The 19,568-nt window shown below is 69.0% G+C and carries 12 protein-coding genes and 1 pseudogene; 10 read left to right on the plus strand and 3 right to left on the minus strand.

The genetic code is table 11. The annotated features are described in order from the left end of the window. The first annotated feature begins 508 nt into the window (after positions 1-508). The 6 genes and pseudogenes from O7604_RS19590 to O7604_RS19615 all read left to right on the plus strand — a co-directional run bounded on the left by O7604_RS19590 (position 509) and on the right by O7604_RS19615 (position 13,648). Positions 509-9,640 (plus strand): DNRLRE domain-containing protein, encoded by a 9,132-nt coding sequence (locus O7604_RS19590; RefSeq protein WP_281577301.1) that lies wholly within the window; start codon positions 509-511, stop codon positions 9,638-9,640. A 66-nt stretch (positions 9,641-9,706) separates the two neighbouring features. Next, entirely contained in the window at positions 9,707-10,060 is a 354-nt protein-coding gene (locus tag O7604_RS19595; protein ID WP_269705178.1) for a hypothetical protein, read from the plus strand. A gap of 95 nt (positions 10,061-10,155) precedes the next feature. Further along, positions 10,156-10,350 carry a hypothetical protein gene (locus O7604_RS19600; protein WP_269705179.1) on the plus strand — a complete coding sequence of 65 codons (195 nt, stop codon included), beginning with the start codon at positions 10,156-10,158 and terminating at the stop codon, positions 10,348-10,350. 47 nt (positions 10,351-10,397) lie between these two features. Beyond that, positions 10,398-10,589 (plus strand): annotated as a pseudogene (locus tag O7604_RS19605) (HAD family hydrolase); the annotation flags it as partial. Between the two features lie 443 nt (positions 10,590-11,032). Beyond that, positions 11,033-12,874: a BTAD domain-containing putative transcriptional regulator gene (locus tag O7604_RS19610; protein WP_281577302.1), complete on the plus strand. Its 1,842-nt coding sequence runs from the start codon at positions 11,033-11,035 to the stop codon at positions 12,872-12,874. 72 nt (positions 12,875-12,946) lie between these two features. After that, entirely contained in the window at positions 12,947-13,648 is a 702-nt protein-coding gene (locus O7604_RS19615; protein ID WP_281577303.1) for a hypothetical protein, read from the plus strand. 12 nt (positions 13,649-13,660) lie between these two features. Here O7604_RS19615 and O7604_RS19620 read toward each other — a convergent pair whose 3' ends face one another. The 3 genes from O7604_RS19620 to O7604_RS19630 form a co-directional block, all read right to left on the minus strand. Continuing rightward, the gene (locus tag O7604_RS19620) at positions 13,661-13,942 is read right to left on the minus strand and encodes a hypothetical protein (RefSeq protein ID WP_281577304.1); all 282 of its coding nucleotides are present in this window, start codon (positions 13,940-13,942) and stop codon (positions 13,661-13,663) included. Between the two features lie 70 nt (positions 13,943-14,012). Beyond that, positions 14,013-14,288, minus strand: coding sequence for a hypothetical protein (locus O7604_RS19625; RefSeq protein WP_269705184.1), 276 nt, complete (start codon positions 14,286-14,288; stop codon positions 14,013-14,015). Between the two features lie 47 nt (positions 14,289-14,335). Continuing rightward, the gene (locus O7604_RS19630; RefSeq protein WP_269705185.1) at positions 14,336-14,767 is read right to left on the minus strand and encodes a hypothetical protein; all 432 of its coding nucleotides are present in this window, start codon (positions 14,765-14,767) and stop codon (positions 14,336-14,338) included. 397 nt (positions 14,768-15,164) lie between these two features. Between O7604_RS19630 and O7604_RS19635 the strand changes: the two genes are divergently transcribed. The 4 genes from O7604_RS19635 to ugpC are packed head-to-tail and all read left to right on the plus strand — an operon-like array spanning position 15,165 to position 19,502. After that, positions 15,165-16,448 (plus strand): ABC transporter substrate-binding protein, encoded by a 1,284-nt coding sequence (locus O7604_RS19635; RefSeq protein WP_281577305.1) that lies wholly within the window; start codon positions 15,165-15,167, stop codon positions 16,446-16,448. Continuing rightward, on the plus strand, positions 16,445-17,446 hold the full coding sequence (locus O7604_RS19640; protein WP_269705187.1) for a sugar ABC transporter permease: 1,002 nt from the start codon (positions 16,445-16,447) through the stop codon (positions 17,444-17,446). Before O7604_RS19635 ends, O7604_RS19640 begins: the two co-directional genes overlap by 4 nt. 1 nt (position 17,447) lies before the next feature. Beyond that, positions 17,448-18,284: a carbohydrate ABC transporter permease gene (locus tag O7604_RS19645; protein WP_026268483.1), complete on the plus strand. Its 837-nt coding sequence runs from the start codon at positions 17,448-17,450 to the stop codon at positions 18,282-18,284. A gap of 9 nt (positions 18,285-18,293) precedes the next feature. Further along, a complete protein-coding gene (gene ugpC / locus O7604_RS19650) occupies positions 18,294-19,502 on the plus strand; it encodes a sn-glycerol-3-phosphate ABC transporter ATP-binding protein UgpC (RefSeq protein WP_269705190.1) in 1,209 nt (402 codons plus the stop codon). Positions 19,503-19,568 lie beyond the last annotated feature (66 nt).

The following is a 19,568-nucleotide window of genomic DNA, read 5'->3' on the forward strand; positions in this document are numbered from 1 at the left end:
ACGCCGACATGCCGCAATTCGGCATAGACATCAATCACAAGCGCAGCCGCCGGTCATCGCTTGTCCGGCCTGCGCGGACGCGCCTAACCTGAGCCGGCGTCCACGCCTCGTCGGGGTGAGACGGGGGCGCACCGGAGTCCGGTGGTAAGAGCACCGTGGAGCTGAGTGCGGGCATACCGGCTCGCCGTGCGGAGCCCGGCGGAAGGCGTCGTGCCACGCCTGCCGGGTTCCCGTGGCGCAGACCGCTACCGAACCGGACGGCCGGGGTCAGGACCGGGGAGTTGCGGACCCGGTCCTGACCCGTCCGGTCCTGCCGCCGCCCGTCCGCGCCCGGCGCCTGTCGCGATCGATACGCCTCCCGTCGTCGGCGGGACGGTTCCGCCTGCTCGCGGCCCGGTCGCCCGCACTCGCGGCGCCGCCTGGGAAGTAGCTGACGGATAGCCCGGCGTGTATGTGGTGTTCCTAGCCTTCACCCGTCCTGTCACCGGAGTTGACCGGAGGGTAACGGGTGAGACGACCATCGAAGGGCGCCCTGATCGGGGGCCTGGCGCTGGCCATGGTGGCCACGCTGGGCGGTGCCGCGGTCCTACCGGACCGCGATCCCGCCGCGACGGAGCAGGCCGCACCGAGCGGGAAGAACGACGACAGCGGACTGCTGGACCGGCTCGGCGGCGCGGCGCGCGACCTGGTCGCCGGTGGTGGTCACCGTGCGAGACCCGAGGTGGTCAGCGCCGGACTTCACCGCAGCGACAAGCCCGTCGCCGGCCGGAAGTGGCCGGCGCAGAAGCGGGTCAAGGAGCTGACCGGCCGGCGGACCGAGAACGCCAAGATCTATCAGCTGTCCGACGGGCGGTTGCAGGCGGAGATCTCCGCCACGCCGCTGCACTACCGGGACGGCCGGGGCAAGTGGCAGCCCATCGACACCAGCGTCCGCCCGGTGGGCGAGTCCGGTTACGTGCAGGGCAACCGGACCAACGCCTACACCAGCCTCTTCGGCGACAGCTCGGACGAACTCGTGCGCTTCGAGCGGGACGGCCGCGCGATCGAACTGGGCCTGGCCGGCGCCGCCAAGGACGTCAGCCCGAAGGTCTCGGGCTCCACCGTGACGTACCCGGGGCTGGCCGGTGGTGCGGACGTGGTCTACGACGTGACCAGCACCGCGTTGAAGGAGAAGATCGTCCTGCGGCAGCCGCCGGCCGGTCCGGTGTCCTACACCTTCACGCTGGAGACGGCGGGCCTGACGGCGCAGCAGCGCGACGACGGTTCGATCGCGTTCGTCGGCCGCGACGGCGGCGCTCCGGTGTTCGTCATGCCGCCGCCGTTCATGTACGACAGCAAGGACGACAAGTCCTCCCCGCACGGCAAGGCGTGGTCGGACAAGGTCACCCAGAAGGTGACCCGCATGGGTGACACGTCGGCCGTCACGATCACCGCCGACGCGGGCTGGCTGGCCGACCGGTCCCGGGTCTACCCGGTGGTGATCGACCCGACGATCAAGGTGCAGCCGGTGCCCACCGACGCGCAGGACGTGCAGATCTACTCCGGCGCCACGACCACCAACTACAACGACACCTACCAGCTGAAGGTCGGCACGGACGCGTCGAACGCGTACCGCACGCTGGTGAAGTTCGACGTCGGCTCGATCCCGCGCAACACGCCGATCGACGACGCGCAGCTGCAGATGTACTACTCGCAGACGCACCACGCGTGGGGCTTCGACGTGGCCATGGAGGCCCGCCGGGTCACCCAGTCCTGGACCGAGAGCACCGCGACCTGGGCGAACATGAACGCCAACATGGCCGCCCAGCCGGCCGGCAACATGGTCACGCAGGACGACGGCGACGCCGGCACCTCGGTGAGCGGCACCTGGTCGTACTCGACGAACACGGCGCTGACCGGGCTCGCCGTCAACGGCGACTACCGCTTCAACAGCGACACCACCACCGGGCACACCCACACCTGGGTGCCGACCATCACCGAGGCCGGCAACTACCAGGTCGAGGTGCACTACGTGTCGGAGTCGGACCGGCCGACGAACGCGCCCTACACGGTGCACTACAACGGCGGGTCGAAGACGTACACCGTCGACCAGACCGGCAGCGCCCGCGGCGAGTGGAAGACCCTGGGCGTGCACCCGTTCGCGGCCGGCACCACCGGCAAGGTCGTCCTCGGCGACGTGTCGGGCAAGTCGGTGATCGCCGACGCGGTGCGCTTCACCAAGTGGGGGGCGGCCACCAAGAAGGCCTCGGTCTCCAACGCGTGGAGCTCCTTCCCGGTCCGCAACGTCGTGCAGGACTGGGTCAACGGCACGTACGCCAACAACGGCTTCATGGTGAAGGCGGTCGACGAGGCGGCCAAGGGTCGCGGCGGCCCGATCTACGAGGCCTCCGAGTACGCGTACAACAACGCCCGCCGGGACTACAACCTGCCGAAGCTGGTCATCACGTACGGCCGGCCCGGCGTGGCGGTCAGCCCGCCGACGACGCTCACCTCCACCGGCGCGGTGCTGGACTGGCCCGCGTACGTCGACCCGTCGTCGTCGACGGCGGACGACGCGGTGGAGTACCAGGTGCACCGCAGCATCTACCAGAACTTCACCCCGTCGGCGGCGACCCTGATCGCCCCGGTGTCCACCAGCACCCGCACCTATCAGGACACCACGGCGATCCCGACGGCGGCGGACAACACCGACCCGCTGGCGCGGAAGTTCTACTACTACATGGTCGCGGTGAAGACCCGCGACGGGCAGGTCGTGGCCGGGCCGACCCAGTCGGCGATCCTGCCGAAGGCGGGCCAGATCACCCGCATCTACCGCACCGGCACCACGGACACCACGCTCTCCCAGGCCCGCCCGACGGAGAACGTGGACGTCTACGACGGTGACCCGTACGTCAGCCCGGGCAACAACTCGTCCTACTACGGGGACACCCGGGGCCTGGTGAAGTTCCCGACGCTGACCGGCATCCCGGCCAACGCCAAGGTCGTCGACGCCGACCTGCGGCTGTACAACAGCGGGCTCTACCCGGGCACCGACACCGACGAGTACGTCGACGTCCACAAGCTGACGCGGAACTTCACCGAGACCGCCGCGACGTGGAACACCTACGACGGCACCAACGCGTGGACCACCGCCGGCGGTGACTACGACACGACCTGGAAGGCGAGCTACAACCAGTTCACGAACGACCCCAAGTGGGCCACCTGGGACGTGACCCCGGCGGCCGACGGCTGGGTCAAGGACCCGACGAAGAACTTCGGCCTGCTGCTGCGGCAGCGCGACGAGGCGAACCAGACCGCGCGGGCGGTGCTGCTGTCGTCCGAGGCGCCGGAGCCGCTGCTGCGGCCGACGCTGGAGGTCACCTACCTGGAGCAGACCGCGGAGTCGACGTACTACGCGGCCTCGACCCCGGCGCTGGCCACCGCCAACTCCACGTACACGGTGCCGGTGACCCTGTCGAACCCGACGCTCACGGCGTGGAACCCGACCGACTGGGAACTCGCATACGACTGGAAGCGGGCCGACGGCGTCACCGACGGCGCCGACGCCAGTTACGAGTTGAAGACCGCGTTGCCGAAGAGCGTCCCGGCCGGCGGCACCGTCGACGTCTCCGCGCAGGTGAAGACGCCGCCGTCGTCCACCGAGGGCAACGAGCGCACCGACTACGTCCTGCAGTGGGATCTGCGCAACAAGCTCACCGGCAAGAAGCTCTCGGAGACCGCGTCGATCCCGGCGCTGCCGCAGAACATCTCCGTCGAGGAGCCGACCTCCGACCAGCTCGGCCTGGAGAAGTTCTACTCGTACGCGGGGAAGAACACGGGCGCCGGCGGCACCCTGATGAACAACCTGTACTCCGGCAACACGGTCTGGTCGTACAACGCGTTCAACAACCCGTCCCGGGGCCTGTCGACGTTCGTCCGGATGTCCTACAACTCGCTGGACACCACCGACACGGTGGCCGGGTACGGCTGGTCGTTGCAGGCGTCGTCGATGATGCGCCTCGGCGCCCCGCTGGACTTCCACCCCAATCCGAACCCGACGAAGGTCACCCTGACCGACGGTGACGGCACCAGCCACCGGTTCACCTGGGACGCGACCGCCAACGAGTGGAAGAGCCCGAAGGGCGTACACCTCTACCTGCAGAAGTACAGCAGCGTGGACTGCAAGCCCAACACCGACGAGCCGAAGGCGTGGGTGCTCACCCGGCCGGACCGCACGCAGTTCTTCTACGACTGCGAGGGCTTCCTGTCGAGCGTCGTCGACAACAACGGCAACGAGATGCTCTTCACCTACGAGGAGCGCAAGTCCAACAACAAGCCGACGAAGTTCCTGCGGTACATCACCGACCCGACCGGCCGGATCACCCTGACCATCGACTACTACGCCAAGGGTCAGACGTACGACTACATCAACGACACCACCTGGACGCGGGTCTCCGGCGCGACGAACCTGACCAACCCGAAGATCATCGACCACATCTCGCAGATCACCGACGTCTCGGGACGCAAGCTCACCTTCACCTACACCGACAAGGGCCTGCTCGGTGAGCTGATCGACGGCGCCGGGTCGGCGAACGGCACGCCGAAGACGTTCAAGTTCGCCTACGACATGACTCAGGGCAACAAGAACGTCAAGCTGGTCAAGGTCACCGACCCGCGGGGCAACGCGACCGGCGTGGTCTACAACTACCCGCAGACCGGGGACGACCCGAAGTTCCACTGGACCACCAAGTCCTACACCGACCGGCTCACCCACCTGACCCAGTTCGCCTACGTCGACCCGGACGGCCCGCAGGGCAACAACATCAACACCACGGTCACCGACGCGGAGAACCACGCCAGTCAGTACCTGCTGGACGGCTACGGCCGGGCGTACCAGACCACGAACGCCAAGAACGAGGTGACGAAGACCGGCTGGGACGACGACCACAACGTCATCCGGCTGGAGGAGGCGAACACCGCCGTCTCGACCTGGGCGTTCGACCCCAAGACCGGCTACCCCACCCAGATCCGCGACGCGGAGGCGGTCAAGAACAACTGGCCGGGCACCGTGCTGACCTACCAGCGCCAGCTCAACGGCTACGTGGCCGAGGTGGTCAGCAAGACCAGTTCCGAGGGCCGCAAGTGGACCTTCACGTACACCGCTGAGGGCGACGTCGCGACGGTCACCGACCCGGTGGGCAACACCACGTCGGCCGACGGCGACTACACGAGCGTCAACACCTACGACGAGTGGGGTCAGCTGCTCAGCGCCCGGGACGCCAACGGCAACACCACGGCGTACGGCCCGTTCCACCCGAGCGGCTACCCGACGACCATCACGGACGCCAGCACCGGCAAGTCGTACTTCACCTACGACGACCGGGGCAACGTCACCGAGGTCAAGAACGGCAAGAACGCCAAGGTGACCCAGGCGTACGACACGTTCGGCCGGCCCACCACGAAGGTGGAGCCGATGGACGCGGCCAACAACCGCTTCATCACCACCAAGGCCCCGGTGTACGACCAGAACGACAACATCACCACCGCGTACGCCGCGAACGGCGCCGTGTCGACCTCCGTCTACGACAAGGCGGACCAGGTCGTCGAGACGCTCGCCCCGAAGGACGAGTCGGGCGACCCGGAGCGGAAGACGACCACGACGTACGACAAGGTCGGCAACGTCCTCACCGTCACCGAGCCGCAGGGCAACCTGACCTCGACGGCGGGCGACTACACGACGACCACGAAGTACGACGCGATCTACCAGCCGATCGAGGTCACCAACGGCCTCGGCCAGAAGGTGAAGTCGGAGTACGACAACGTCGGCAACGTCACGGTGCTGTACGACGCGAAGAAGACCGCCAGCGCGGCGGACGACTTCACCACGAAGTACGAGTACGACCTGAACCGGCGGGTCGTGAAGACCATCGACGCGGCGGGCAAGTTCACCACCGCCCGCTACGACAAGGACGGCCTGACGGTCGGCACCACCGACGCCGACGGCAACGAGTCGCTGGCGACGTACGACCCCCGCGGCGCGCTGGTGGAGTCGAAGGTGCCGCACAGCAAGGACGGCTCCGGCACCGTCACCTACCGCACCACCAAGTACGAGTACGACCAGGTCGGCAACCAGACGAAGCTGATCACCCCGCGCGGGGTGGACACCGCCGACGACGCCGACGACTTCTCCGTGGTGACCGTCTACGACGCGCTCAACCGCAAGAAGGAGGAGTGGTCGTCCTACGACAAGGACGACAGCCGTTACAAAACGCCCGACAAGACCTTCTACAGCTACGACGAGATCGGCAACCTGACGAAGGTCAGCGCGCCGCCGTCGGACGGGCAGACGGTCCGCAACGACACCGAGTACACCTACTACGACAACGGGTGGACCCGGACGTCCAAGGACCCGTGGGACATCGTCAACTCCTACGACTACAACGACCTGGGCCAGCAGACCAAGAACACGCTGAGCTCGGCCGGCGGGTCGACCACGCGGACGATGACCTGGCAGTACTACCAGTCCGGCAACGAGAAGGGACGGTCGGAGGACGGCCTGCCGGTCGGCAAGGACGTGGTCCTGGTCGACAACACCGACACCAACAACACCGCCTCGCAGGGCACCTGGACCAACGGGGTCGCCACCGGGCAGTGGGGCTACGACGTCTCCACCGCCCCGGCCGGCAGCGGGTCGGCGCAGTTCAACTGGCAGCTGACCATCCCGCGCGACGGCACGTACGAGGTGTTCGTCCGGCACCCGCAGGTCACCGGTGCCGCGACGGACGCGAAGTTCACCATCACCCACGACGGCGGCAGTGTCACCAAGACGGTGAACCAGACGCAGAACACCGGCGCCTGGATCAGCCTGGGCAGCTACTCCTTCAAGGAGGAGGGCGTCCAGAAGATCACCGTCACCGACCAGGCGACCGGCAAGGTGCTGGCCGACGCGGTCAAGCTGGTGCGGGACAACTCCGCCGACGTCGACAACGAGCACAAGGAGTTCACCTACCGGTACAACCCGAACGGGATGATGGTCGAGGTCAAGGACCTCAGCCCGGGCGCGAAGATCGGCCGGTACGACATCGCGTACGACCAGCTCAACCAGATCTCCACGGTGAAGGAGTTCGCCGGGCTCAGCGACACGAGCGCGAAGAACACCACGGCGCTGACCTACGACGACAACGGCAACCCGCTCACCTCGACCCACGACCTCACCTGGTCGAAGATCGAGTACGACCCGCGGGACATGGTCGCCAAGGTCACCAACGCCGACTCGCCGACGGCCGGCAACCAGCAGATCTCGTCGTTCACCTACACCAACCGCGGGCAGCTGCTCAAGCAGACCAAGCCCAACGGCAACACGGTGGACTTCGAGTACTACCTCGACGGCGCCACCAAGCGTCAGCTGGAGAAGACGTCCGGCGGCGCGACGGTCGCCGAGCACAACCTCCAGTACCAGGCCAACGGGCACCCGTCGCGGGACGTGCTGAAGCTGATGAACGCCGACAACTCGTCGGACTACATCGACAACACGTACGTCTTCAGCTACGACCCGCAGGACCGGATCGCCAAGCTGGACAAGACCGGTGACAGCACCTCGACGGAGACCTACACCTACGACGCCAACGGCAACACGGTGTCGCAGACCGTCGGGGGGACGACAAGCACCAGCAAGTACGACCGCAACCGGCTGCACTCGACCACCACGGCGGGTGTGACCTCGACGTACAACTACGACCCGCTGGGGCGCCTCGACACGGTGTCGGTCGGCGGCCAGCGGGCGCAGAAGTACTACTACGACGGCTTCGACCGGACCGCGAAGACCACCGCGGGCATCGGCGCCAACGCCAAGTCGACCACCTACGTGTACGACCCGTTCGACCGGACGGTGTCGCAGACGACGGCCGGCAAGACCACCCTGTTCACGTACCTGGGGATGGACAACCAGGTGCTGCGCGAGGAGGTCGCGGGCAAGGCGACGAAGTCGTACCAGTACGCGCCGTGGGGTCAGCAGCTGACCCAGATCAAGCACAAGGACGACGGCGCGCGGGAGTACTCGCAGTTCATCTACCGGCCGCGCGGCGACGTCATCGGCATCACGAAGGAGGACGGCAAGACCCGGGCGACGTACGGGTACACGGCCTACGGCAAGGACGACTCTTCGCAGTTCACCGGTGTGGACAAGCCGGGTGCTCAGCCGGAGGGTGAGGAGCCGTACAACGCGTTCCGGTTCAACGCCTCCCGGTGGGACGCGGGCTCGGGCACGTACGACATGGGGTTCCGCAACTACGACCCGGGCCTGAACCGGTTCCTGACGCGGGACACCTACGGCGGGGCGATGGCGGACATGGGTCTGGCCATGGATCCGTTCACCGGTAACAGGTACGCGTTCGCCGGCGGGAACCCGATCAGCTTCATCGAGCTGGACGGGCACCTGTTCGGGATGTCGTGGTCGGACATCGGCCACGCCACGCTGGACGTGGTCGGCATGGTGCCGGTGGTCGGTGAGGTAGCCGACGTCGCCAACGGCATCTGGTACGCGGCCGAGGGCAACTACGTCGACGCGGCGTTGTCGATGGCCTCGGCGATTCCGCTGGCGGGCAACGCGGTGACTGCGGCGAAGCTCGCAAAGACCGGCAAGAAGATCGCCGACGGCATCGACACCGCCAACGACGTCAAGAAGGGCGTCGAGGCGACCACCGACGCCTCGAAGGCGCTGCCCACCAACACACCGAAGCCGAAGACCGAGACCCCGGCGAAGCCGACCAAGTGCAACAGCTTCGTCCCGGGCACCAAGGTGCTCCTGGCCGACGGCTCGACCAAGGCGATCGAGGACGTCAAGGTCGGGGACCGGGTCCTCGCCTCCGACGTCGAGTCGGGCGACCGGCAGGTCCGTCCGGTCACCCAGCTCATCCGGGGTGACGGGGTCAAGAAGCTGGTCACCATCGTCGTGGACACCGACGGCAACTCGGGTGACGACACCAGCACGATCGTGGCCACTGACGGTCACCGGTTCTACCTGCCGGACTCCGGGGTCTGGGTGACCGCCGGCCAGCTCAAGGCCGGCGCCTGGCTTCAGACGTCGTCGGGCACCTGGGTCCAGATCGCTGCCATCCGGCACAAGACCCAGGTCCAGCGAGTACACAACTTCACCGTCGACGGACAGCACACCTACTACGTCCTCGCTGGCGAAACCCCCGTACTCGCCCACAACGACGCCTGCCCGGTCGGCAATGAGGTTCGCTACAACAGCGACGAGTTGAGTTCCGCGGCGTACAACGCCCGGGTCGATGCGAACTCCGCACACTTCCCGAGTGGACCGCGCACCTCGTCACCAGGAGGAAACGTTGCCGTAGCCAAGGTTGAGGGACACGACGGGCTCATCGTGGGATTCAGTAAGGGCGACGGATACCACGCCGAAGACCACATCATGGACCAGATCGACGCTCTGAAGGCGAACAACAAGGGAATCGGTAGGATTACCGACCTCTACAGTGAGCGTCAGCCGTGTTCGGTGTGCGCCGGGAAGCTGCCCGGCCATCTGGCGGACAATGCGAGAATTACCTGGTCCGTGCCATGGACCAACAACGGACTGATGAATTCGGTTTCCAATGAGATGCTTGCGAGAATGATCCGGCTGGCCGGCGGAGGTAGAGGCTAGCTGACAGGAGGTGGGGCGGTCGCCCCGCCCCACCTCCTGCCTCCGTCTTGCGGCTACAATAGGGCAATGTCTGGCTTTGATGAGTTCTCTGAATCGGTGGACCGAGAGCTCCGTGCCGCAGGTTTGCGCTCAGCCGACCTGGAAACAGGGGAAGGCGGCTATGCGATCCAGGCCGGCGAGGTGAGTAATACGGGTGAGCCTTGTCTGATCGTGATCTGGTCCGCGTCTGCGGAGTTGACAGATCGAGCGTTCGAGGAAATGCGGAGCGGCCAGCAGGGTGCCGGAACTGTCTTGCACGTGGGTCGAATCAAGCACTCGATGGCGGACGCCGTCTCGGAAATCCTCGTATCGGCCGGGATGGTCGCCCGGATCAGTTCTGACGACCTGGCCCCGGCAGTTGTCGAGGTCCTGCCCTCCTGACCTCACGAACCGCCACCGAGGCGTTTGCCCGGAATGGCTGATGGCTCACTGCGCCATGGCCCGCAGAACTCGTCGTGTTGATCTAGGGTGATGCGATGACCGCCGGGCGCGTGACGACGGTACTGTTCGACTTCACCTGGACTCCGTTCGCCAGAGAATCGGAACGTTGGGTGGGCAACGCGGAGGCATCGATCGACCAGACATTGACTGCCGGCGAGGCGCACCGTATTGTCGGCGACTTCGCGGGATCGGGCGATCCTCACCGTGCTGGAACAGATTCCTGGGGTTGACCAGGCGCTGGCGTCGGTCCTGCACGCGACACGCCGAAGCAATCGAGCCGTACGCCGACACCGTCGCCACCCTGTCCGCACTGCGTGACAGCGGTGTTCGCATCGGCGTCGTCAGCAACGTCGGCCGGGACATCCGCAAATGCTTTGCCCGGCACGGACTCGACGGTTATGTCGATGCGTTCGTCCTGTCGTACGAGGTCGGTCTCGTCAAACCGGACCCTCGGATCTGGGGCGTCGCCCTCGAAGCCCTCCATGCCGCACCGGGCCAGACCCTGATGGCCGATGATCATCCCACCTTCCCGGTGCTCGTCCATGCGGCAGAGCCTCGAAGGCATGCGCGAGACGCGTGTCGGTGAGGAGCTGTCAGGGCGGGCTGGGTGACCCGATCCGCGTCGGCGCGACCTGTGCGCGGTGCTGAGGCGTACCAGGCGGGCGGTATGTACGCTGCGGGATGCCGGTACCGCGACGGCACCCGGGCCTCCGCAGACCGGAACGGACGGCCTCGGCCTCCCGTCACCCGGCGTGATCAACCCGAAGCGTCCTCAGCGGGATTTCTGTTACCTCGACACACCGCCAACCACATTGACATTCATCACGCTTAGTTGTCCGGTTCGACCCTTGTTGGCCGCGATCCGCACCCCTAGCGTGGGCTGCGCGTCTAGGGTTCACGGGGAGCGGCGCGATGGAACTTCAGATTCGGCTTCTGGGCACAGTGGAGCTGTGCGTCGACGGCGAGACCGTCACGCCCGGCGCGGCGAAGAGACGGGCCGTCCTGGCCGGGCTGGCGATCGAGGCGAACCACTCGGTCTCCCTGCCCCGGCTGGCCCGGATGGTCTGGTCCGACCACCCGCCGACGTCCGCCACCGCGAACCTCCGTACCCACGCCGCCGGCCTGCGGCGCACGGTTGGTGACCGGCTGGTCGCCCGGCCGCAGGCCTACGAGTTGCGGCTGGCACCGCACGAGCTGGACGTGACCGAGTTCCAGCGCCTGGCGGCGCAGGGGAGGTCGCTGCTCGCATCGGCCGATCCCGCCGGCGCGATCGAGACGCTGAGTTCCGCCCTGGCCTGGTGGCGGGGCCCGTCCGGTGACGGCCTGCCCCGGGGCACCGCGCTGGACAACCGGTGGGCCGCCCTCGACGAGCAGCGGCTCCAGGTCTTCGAGGAACTGGCCGAGGCGCGACTTGCCGCCGGTGAACACGCCCACCTCCTTCCCGACCTGCGCGCGCACCTGGCCGCGCACCCGCTGCGGGAGCGGGCCTGGGGCCACCTGATGCTCGCCCTCTACCGCTGTGGGGACGTGCCGGCCGCGCTCACCGTCTACCGGGACGCCCGCGCCGTCCTCGACGAGCAGCTCGGCCTGGAACCCGGCGCGGAACTGGCCCGGCTGCACCGGTCGATGCTCGACCGCGCGCCGGAGCTGTCGTACGTCGAGCCGGGAAGCGCGATCGTGACCGCCTCGGTGCCGGTCGCGGACCTTCGTCCCGCCGTCGGCTGGGCGGTGCCGCGGGAACTGCCGGCGGACCCGCTCACCTACGTCGCGCGTACCGGGGAGACCGCCGACGTGGTGGCGGCGCTGACCGCGGAGACCCCGGCCGCGGTGGTCGTCACCGGCGCCCCGGGCAGCGGCAAGACCACCCTCGCGGTACGCGCCGGGCATGCCGTCTCCGCCCTGTTCCCCGAGGGGCAGGTCTTCGTGGACCTCGGCTACCGGACCTCGGTGACGGCGGGGGAGGTGCTGGCCCGGGTGCTGCGTGCGCTCGGCGTACCGGCCGCGGACGTCCCCGAGAAGACCGACGAGCGGGCCGGCTGGTTCCGGTCGCTGGTGGCCGGCCGCCGGCTGCTGCTCGTCGTCGACGGGGTCACCCGGGCGGCTCAGGTGCGCCCGCTGCTGCCCGCCGGCCCCGGCCCGGCGCTGATCACCGTCGCTCAGCGGCACCTGGGCAGCCTGGACGGCGTACGCCGGGTGGCGCTGCGCCCGGTCGGGGGCGCGCAGGCCCGCGACCTGCTGGCGACCCTCGCCGGGCCGGAGCGGCTGGCCGCAGAGCCGGCGGCCACCGTCGACCTGCTGCGGATCTGTGGCGGATCGCTGCTCGCCCTGCGCATCGCCGGCGCCCGGCTGGGGCGGCGGTCCGGCGCGTCGGTGTCCACCCTCGTCGCCGAGCTGGGTGACGGGCGGGCCCGGCTGGACCTGCTGGCCTACGAGGACCTGTCGGTACGGGCGAGCCTGGCCACCGGCGTGGCGGTGGTCCGCTCCGACGACGAGCTGGCCGGCCGGATGCTCGAACTGCTCGCCGCGCGGCCGGGCACACCGGTGCACACCGCCGCGGATCAGCTCGGCGTCTCCCCGCAGCGGGTGCACCGTGCCCTGGACGACCTTGTGGACGCGCACCTGGCGCAGCGGGACCGGCACGGCGCCTACCGGCTGCCGACGCTGGTGAGCGACTACGCCGCCGAACTGGCCGCGGTGGGCCACGTGTCCGTCCGCGAGGCGGCCGAGCAGCGGTTCGACCCGCGCGCCGCCTGAGGACCGGGACCGGCGCGAAATCGGGGTGGGACGCCTCTGGTGCGCGAGCCGGTCACGGGCTGACACTGAGTCATGACTCCTCAGCGCGTACCGCTGCTCGCCGGCCTGGTCGTGCTGTTCGCGGCGGCCTGCACGGCGACCGGCCACGACGGTGCGTCCACGGCGCCCACCCCGACGGCCGCGGCGGCGTCCGCGCCGGCCGGGACCGAGGCGCCGCAAGCCACGCCCACCCCACCCGTGCCGACGGAAGCCGAGCCGACCGCCGGATCCTGGCGCGTCACCTGGGGCTGGGGAGTGCCCGGCGGCCCGGCCCGGGTGACCCATCGGGTACGGGTGCCGGTCACCCCGCCGCCCGGGGAACCACTGCCCGTCCTGGTGGCTGTCGACGTCGGCGACCATCCGGCGGAGGGGTACAGCCGGATCACGTTCGCCTTCCGTGGCCCCACCCCGTCCTACGAGGTCTCCTACGTGCCGCAGGTGGTGACCGAGGGGCGCGGGGCGCCGGTCGCGCTGCCCGGCACCGCGTACCTGTCGGTGCGGTTCGATCCGGCCCAGGCGCACGACGCCCGTGGCCGCGGGACGGCGGAGCTGCCGCCCGCGGCCATCCGCTTCCCCACGCTGCGCGGATGGGCGGTGGCCGGCGACTTCGAGGGGCACCTGGGCTTCGGGCTGGGCCTGCGGCCGCCCGAGGGCGGCCGGCTGCCCGTACGGCTGGGGGAGGGCGACCGCCCGGACGGCACCCACGTCGTCTCGGTCGACGTTCGGCGCAGCTGACGCGGGCCCGCGTCAGCGGTCGATGATGGTGTTGTTCTCGTCGATGCCGTGGGTGCGCCAGTAGACGTCCCACTCGTCGTCGACGTGCTTCGGCACCTTGCCCTCCGGGTAGCGCACGTACGGCGGCGCCGGTTCCTCCCCGTCCGGTACGCAGGAGCTGCCGCCCTGCGGGCCGACCGCGATCACTGGGTACTCGTCGCTGCCGCAGATGCTCTGCCGCAGGGAACACCCGGTGGTCGCCATCAGCCCGGTCAGCCCGAGCACGGCAAGAACGATCATGATTCGAGTTCGCACGGGAGAATTCTCGTCGCCGCGGGCGCGCCCGCCATCGGTACGCGTACTCAGTTCCCGTGCCGTCGCCGGCTCAGGTCAGCTCGCCCCGCACGATCGCCACCGCCACCCGGCAGAACTCGTCCATGTCCGGGTTGAACCCGGCGGCGATGTCCGGGTGCAGGCCGGAGCGGGTCTCGTCGAGCAGCCGACGGCAGACGTCCTCCACCGGCTCGCCCGCGTACCCCGCGCGGACCCGGTCGGCGGCCGCCTGCAGGGCCGAGGTCAGCTGATCCTCCAGCGGGCCGCGCAGCTTCTGCTGCACCGGGTCGAGCCCGCTCGGATCGAGCGTGACATGTGGCTCCGACATCGGCACTCCCTTCCTCGGCGTCCGCGGTACCCCACCGCGGACGTCGGTCAAACCATCGTCGGTACGGCCGACACCCGGACCAGATACGAGAACTCCTCCGCCGGCTCCTCGGCGTACGACAGCCGGCGGATCTGCCGGTCGTCGGACCAGAGCGCGACGTCGACAAGCACCCCGAGGTGGGCGAGACCGATGGAGGAGACCCGCTTCTTGTCCTGGAGCACCGCGCACACGCCGCCCAGCAGCGTGCTGGCGTCGGAGGTGCGGTGCCCGGGCGGACAGCGCAGGGTCAGGTCCACCTCGACCGGCCCGGTCAGCGGGGTCCACCCGGTGCGCTGGGCCGCCGTGCAGGCGGCCTGGAGCAGGGTACGGACCCTCGTGGCCTGCCGGTGCCCGGCGGCGAAGATGGACAGGGCCTCGGTCTTGACCGGGGGCAGGCCGCTCACCTCGAACGTCAGGGCGAGAGCGCGGGTGTCCTGCACGACGGCACCTCCTCGGGGGAATCCTGCCCAACCGGGGAACGCGCGCACGGCACTTCCCTGCAGAACCAACCGATCGGGCGGGCGATGGGGGACGGCCGGAGGCGCATCGGCGTCGACGGCGACGCGCCGGCTACGGAGCCAGCCCCACGCTAGTGCAGACCGCTGACGCTGGGTAGCCTCCCCGTTTCACTACGTGGGACGAGCTGTCGGTCGTCCCGGTCGGGTTGGTGCCGTCGCCGTCACATGTCCGTGATGTTTCGCTCCGTCGCAGGTCGGGCACGTTCAGCCGCACGACACGCCCGGGGCGTCGGGCGATCGGGCCGATGCCCCGGTCGTCTCGCCGTGCGCCGGGGCGCGGGTCACTCCCCGGTTCTTCGCCGAAGAGAGGGGGAGGGTGATGACGACAGTCCCCGACACGGCCGCACGGCGGCCGGCCGGACGCGCGGCGGCGGCAGCCGCCGCGCTGGCGTTGGTGGCCCCACTGGCCGCCTGCGGATCCGGCGGCGACGGCGGCGTCCCCACGATCAACCTGTACTACCCGCCGGAGCAGAACCTGCAGAAGGTCGTCGACACCTGCAACACGGCGGCGCAGGGGCGGTACCGGATCGACTACCGGGTGCTGCCGCGCGAGGCCGACGAGCAGCGGGTGCAGATGGTGCGGCGGCTCGCCGCGCAGGACAGCGGGATGGACGTGCTCGGCCTGGACGTCACGTGGACCCAGGAGTTCGCCAGCGCGAAGTGGATCCGGGAGTGGACCGGCCAGGACAAGGCCGAGGTCGAGCAGGGCACGCTGACCGGCCCGCTGGACACCGCCCGGTACGAGGACAAGCTCTACGCCGCGCCCAAGAACACCAACGTGCAGCTGCTCTGGTACCGGTCCGACCTGGTGTCGCAGCCGCCGGAGACCTGGGACGAGATGATCTCCGCCGCCCAGCAGCTCAAGGAGCAGGGCAAGCCGTACCAGGTGCTCACCATGGGCGCCCAGTACGAGGGCCTGGTGGTCCTCTACAACACGCTCGCCGAGAGCGCCGGGGGCAAGATCCTCAGTGACGACGGCAAGAAGGCGGAGATGGACGCCGGCGCGGTACGCGCGCTCGACCAGCTCCAGAAGTTCGCCACCTCGGGCGTGACCTCGCCGTCGTTCAGCAACGCGCTGGAGGACCCGGTGCGGCTGGAGTTCCAGTCCGGCAAGGGCGCGTTCCAGGTGAACTGGCCGTTCGTGTATCCGGCGCTCCAGGAGGCCAACCCCGACCTGGCGAAGAACGTGAAGTGGGCCCGGGTGCCGGGCATCGACCCGGGCACACCCAGCAAGGTCACCATCGGCGGGGTCAACCTGGCGGTCAGCAGCTACTCCAAGCACCCGGAGGAGGCGTTCGAGGTGGCGCGCTGCCTGCGCAACGCCGAGAACCAGAAGTTCTCCGCCGTCAACGACGGCGTGCCGCCGACCATCGAGGCCGTCTACGACGACCCGGAGATGACCGAGGCGTACCCGATGAAGGAGACCATCCTCGAGGAGCTGAAGGAGCCGGCGGTCCGGCCGCTGACCCCGGCGTACCAGAGCATCTCCACGGTGATGTCGGCGATCCTGTCGCCGCCGTCGGCGATCCGGCCCGAGCAGACCGCTGACGAACTGCGCAAGGCGATCTCCGACGCGTTGGAGTCCAAGGGAGTTCTGCCATGAGCGTGAACGCCACCCCGGCCGGCGCGCAGGCCGCCGCCGAGGCCGAGGCCGAGCAGCCGGGCGGCCGGCACGCCGCCGTGCCGGAACAACGGTCCCGGCGCGGCTCCCGCGCCCCGCTGAGTGAGAACAAGCGCGCCGAGCGGCGCCTCGGCCTGCTGCTGTGCGCACCGGCCGCGCTGGTCATGGTGCTGGTCACCGCGTACCCGATCCTGTACTCGGTCTGGCTGTCGCTGCAGCGGTTCGACCTGCGCTTCCCCGACGAGCGGGAGTTCGTCGGGCTGGAGAACTACGTCACCGTGCTGACGAACGACTTCTGGTGGACCGCGTTCGGGGTCACCGCGCTGATCACCGTGGTCACCGTCGCGATCGAGCTGGTGCTCGGCATGGGACTGGCGCTGATCATGCACCGGACGCTCGTCGGCCGGGGCATCGTGCGGACCGCGGCGCTGATCCCGTACGGCATCGTCACCGTCGTCGCGGCGTTCTCCTGGCGGTACGCCTGGACGCCGGGCACCGGCTACCTGGCGAACCTGTTCGACGGCAGCGCCCCGCTGACCGAGCGGGCCAGCTCGCTGGCGATCATCATGCTGGCGGAGATCTGGAAGACCACCCCGTTCATGGCGCTGCTGCTGATGGCCGGGCTGGCGCTGGTGCCGGAGGACCTGCTCAAGGCGGCCTCTACCGACGGCGCGACGGCGTGGCAGCGGTTCACCAAGGTGATGCTGCCGGTGATGAAGCCGGCGATCCTCGTCGCGCTGCTGTTCCGCACGCTCGACGCGTTCCGGGTCTTCGACAACATCTTCGTGCTCACCAACGGCGGCAACGAGACGTCGTCGGTGTCGATGCTCGCCTACAACAACCTGATCCGGGGCCTGAACCTCGGCATCGGCTCCACGATGTCGGTGCTGATCTTCATCACCGTGGCGATCATCGCCTTCGTGTTCGTGAAGCTGTTCGGCACCGCTGCCCCGGGCAGCGACGATGGGGAGAGGCGCTGACATGGCAGTGGAAACCACCACGCGGGCGAAGGTGCGCTGGGGCCTGCTGGACGTCGTGGTCGTCGTCTTCGCGCTGGTCCCCGTGCTCTGGATCGCCTCGCTGTCGTTCAAGACCCCGGCCACGCTCACCGACGGCAAGTTCTGGCCGCGCGAGTGGACCCTGGACAACTACCGGACCATCTTCGACACCGACCAGTTCGTGCGCGCCCTGGTCAACTCCATCGGCATCGCGCTGATCGCCACCACCATCGCGGTGGTGCTCGGGGCGATGGCCGCGTACGCGATCTCCCGGCTGGACTTCCCGGGCAAGAAGCTGCTTGTCGGCGTCTCGCTGCTGATCGCGATGTTCCCGCAGGTGTCGCTGGTGTCGCCGCTGTTCGAGATCGAACGGCAGCTCGGCCTGTTCGACACCTGGCCCGGTCTGATCCTGCCGTACATCACGTTCGCGCTGCCGCTGGCGATCTACACGCTGTCGGCCTTCTTCAAGCAGATCCCGTGGGACCTGGAGAAGGCGGCGAAGATGGACGGCGCCACGCAGGCCCAGGCGTTCCGGCGGGTGATCGCGCCGCTGGCCGCGCCGGGCGTGTTCACCACGGCCATCCTGGTCTTCATCTTCTGCTGGAACGACTTCCTGTTCGCGATCACGCTCACCTCGACCGAGCGGTCCCGCACGGTCCCGGTGGCGCTGCAGTTCTTCACCGGCGAGTCGCAGTTCGAGGACCCCACCGGGGCGATCTGCGCCGCCGCCGTGGTGATCACCGTGCCGATCATCCTGTTCGTGCTCTTCTTCCAGCGCCGCATCGTCTCCGGTCTGACCTCCGGCGCAGTCAAGGGATAGGTGGTAGCAATGGCCGACATCGTGCTGGACAAGGTGAGCAAGCGGTTCCCGGACGGGACCACCGCCGTACAGGACGTCGACCTGGAGATCGCCGACGGCGAGTTCGTCATCCTGGTCGGCCCGTCCGGCTGCGGGAAGTCCACCACGCTCAACATGATCGCCGGGCTGGAGGACATCAGCTCCGGTGAGCTGCGCATCGGCGGCGAGCGGGTCAACGACAAGGCGCCGCGGGACCGCGACATCGCGATGGTCTTCCAGTCGTACGCGCTCTACCCGAACATGACGGTGCGGGAGAACATGGCGTTCCCGCTGCGGCTGGCGAAGCTGGACAAGGAGACCATCAACCAGAAGGTCGACGAGGCGGCGAAGGTGCTGGAGCTGACCGCGCTGCTGGACCGCAAGCCGGCGAACCTGTCCGGCGGCCAGCGGCAGCGGGTGGCGATGGGACGGGCGATCGTCCGCCAGCCCAAGGCGTTCCTGATGGACGAGCCGCTGTCGAACCTGGACGCCAAGCTGCGGGTGCAGATGCGCACTGTGGTGTCCCGGCTGCAGAAGCAGCTCGGCACCACCACCGTCTACGTCACCCACGACCAGACCGAGGCGATGACGCTCGGCGACCGGGTGGTCATCATGCGGGGCGGCGCGGTGCAGCAGGTCGGCCCGCCGCAGGAGCTGTACGACCACCCGCGCAACCTGTTCGTCGCCGGGTTCATCGGCTCGCCCTCGATGAACTTCGTGCACGCCGTCGTGGAGGACGGCCGGCTGCGGACCGCGCTCGGCGACGTGCCGGTCGGCGACCGGATCCGCCGCGAGCTGGAAGGCGGCGACGCGCCCCGGGAGCTGATCCTCGGCATCCGCCCGGAGCACTTCGAGGACGCGGCCCTGATCGACGACGAGACCCGCCGCCGGGGCATGGAGTTCGAGGCGCCCGTCGACATCGTCGAGTCGATGGGCTCGGACAAGTACGTCTACTTCACCGTCGAGGGGGAGCGGGCCACCGCCGCCGAGCTGGAGGAACTGGCCGCCGACACCGGTGCCGCGGACTTCGCCGGCGGCGGGTCGAACCTGGTCACCCGGCTGTCGGCGGAGTCGCCGGTACGCGAGGGCGAGTCGCGCCGGGTGTGGTTCAACCTGGAGAAGATCCACCTGTTCGACCCGGGCAGCGGCCGCAACCTGACGCTGCACGAGGGCCGGTCGGCCGGAGCGCTCGCCGACTGAGCGCGCCCTCCGGAGGGGAGTGGAACGCCGTGGGTGCCTCAGTGCGGTTCTGACACCCATGGCGTT

It is taken from the genome of Micromonospora sp. WMMA1947, assembly GCF_027497355.1.
In the GTDB taxonomy this organism is placed as follows: Bacteria; Actinomycetota; Actinomycetes; order Mycobacteriales; family Micromonosporaceae; genus Micromonospora.

Coding starts and splice junctions, on each gene's coding strand:
- O7604_RS19625 (WP_269705184.1), bottom strand. CDS start 14,288: ATGTCGGAGCCACATGTCACGCTCGATCCGAGCGGGCTCGACCCGGTG.
- O7604_RS19640 (WP_269705187.1), top strand. CDS start 16,445: ATGAGCGTGAACGCCACCCCGGCCGGCGCGCAGGCCGCCGCCGAGGCC.
- O7604_RS19610 (WP_281577302.1), top strand. CDS start 11,033: ATGGAACTTCAGATTCGGCTTCTGGGCACAGTGGAGCTGTGCGTCGAC.
- O7604_RS19645 (WP_026268483.1), top strand. CDS start 17,448: ATGGCAGTGGAAACCACCACGCGGGCGAAGGTGCGCTGGGGCCTGCTG.
- O7604_RS19600 (WP_269705179.1), top strand. CDS start 10,156: ATGACCGCCGGGCGCGTGACGACGGTACTGTTCGACTTCACCTGGACT.
- O7604_RS19635 (WP_281577305.1), top strand. CDS start 15,165: ATGACGACAGTCCCCGACACGGCCGCACGGCGGCCGGCCGGACGCGCG.
- O7604_RS19615 (WP_281577303.1), top strand. CDS start 12,947: ATGACTCCTCAGCGCGTACCGCTGCTCGCCGGCCTGGTCGTGCTGTTC.
- O7604_RS19595 (WP_269705178.1), top strand. CDS start 9,707: ATGTCTGGCTTTGATGAGTTCTCTGAATCGGTGGACCGAGAGCTCCGT.
- ugpC (WP_269705190.1), top strand. CDS start 18,294: ATGGCCGACATCGTGCTGGACAAGGTGAGCAAGCGGTTCCCGGACGGG.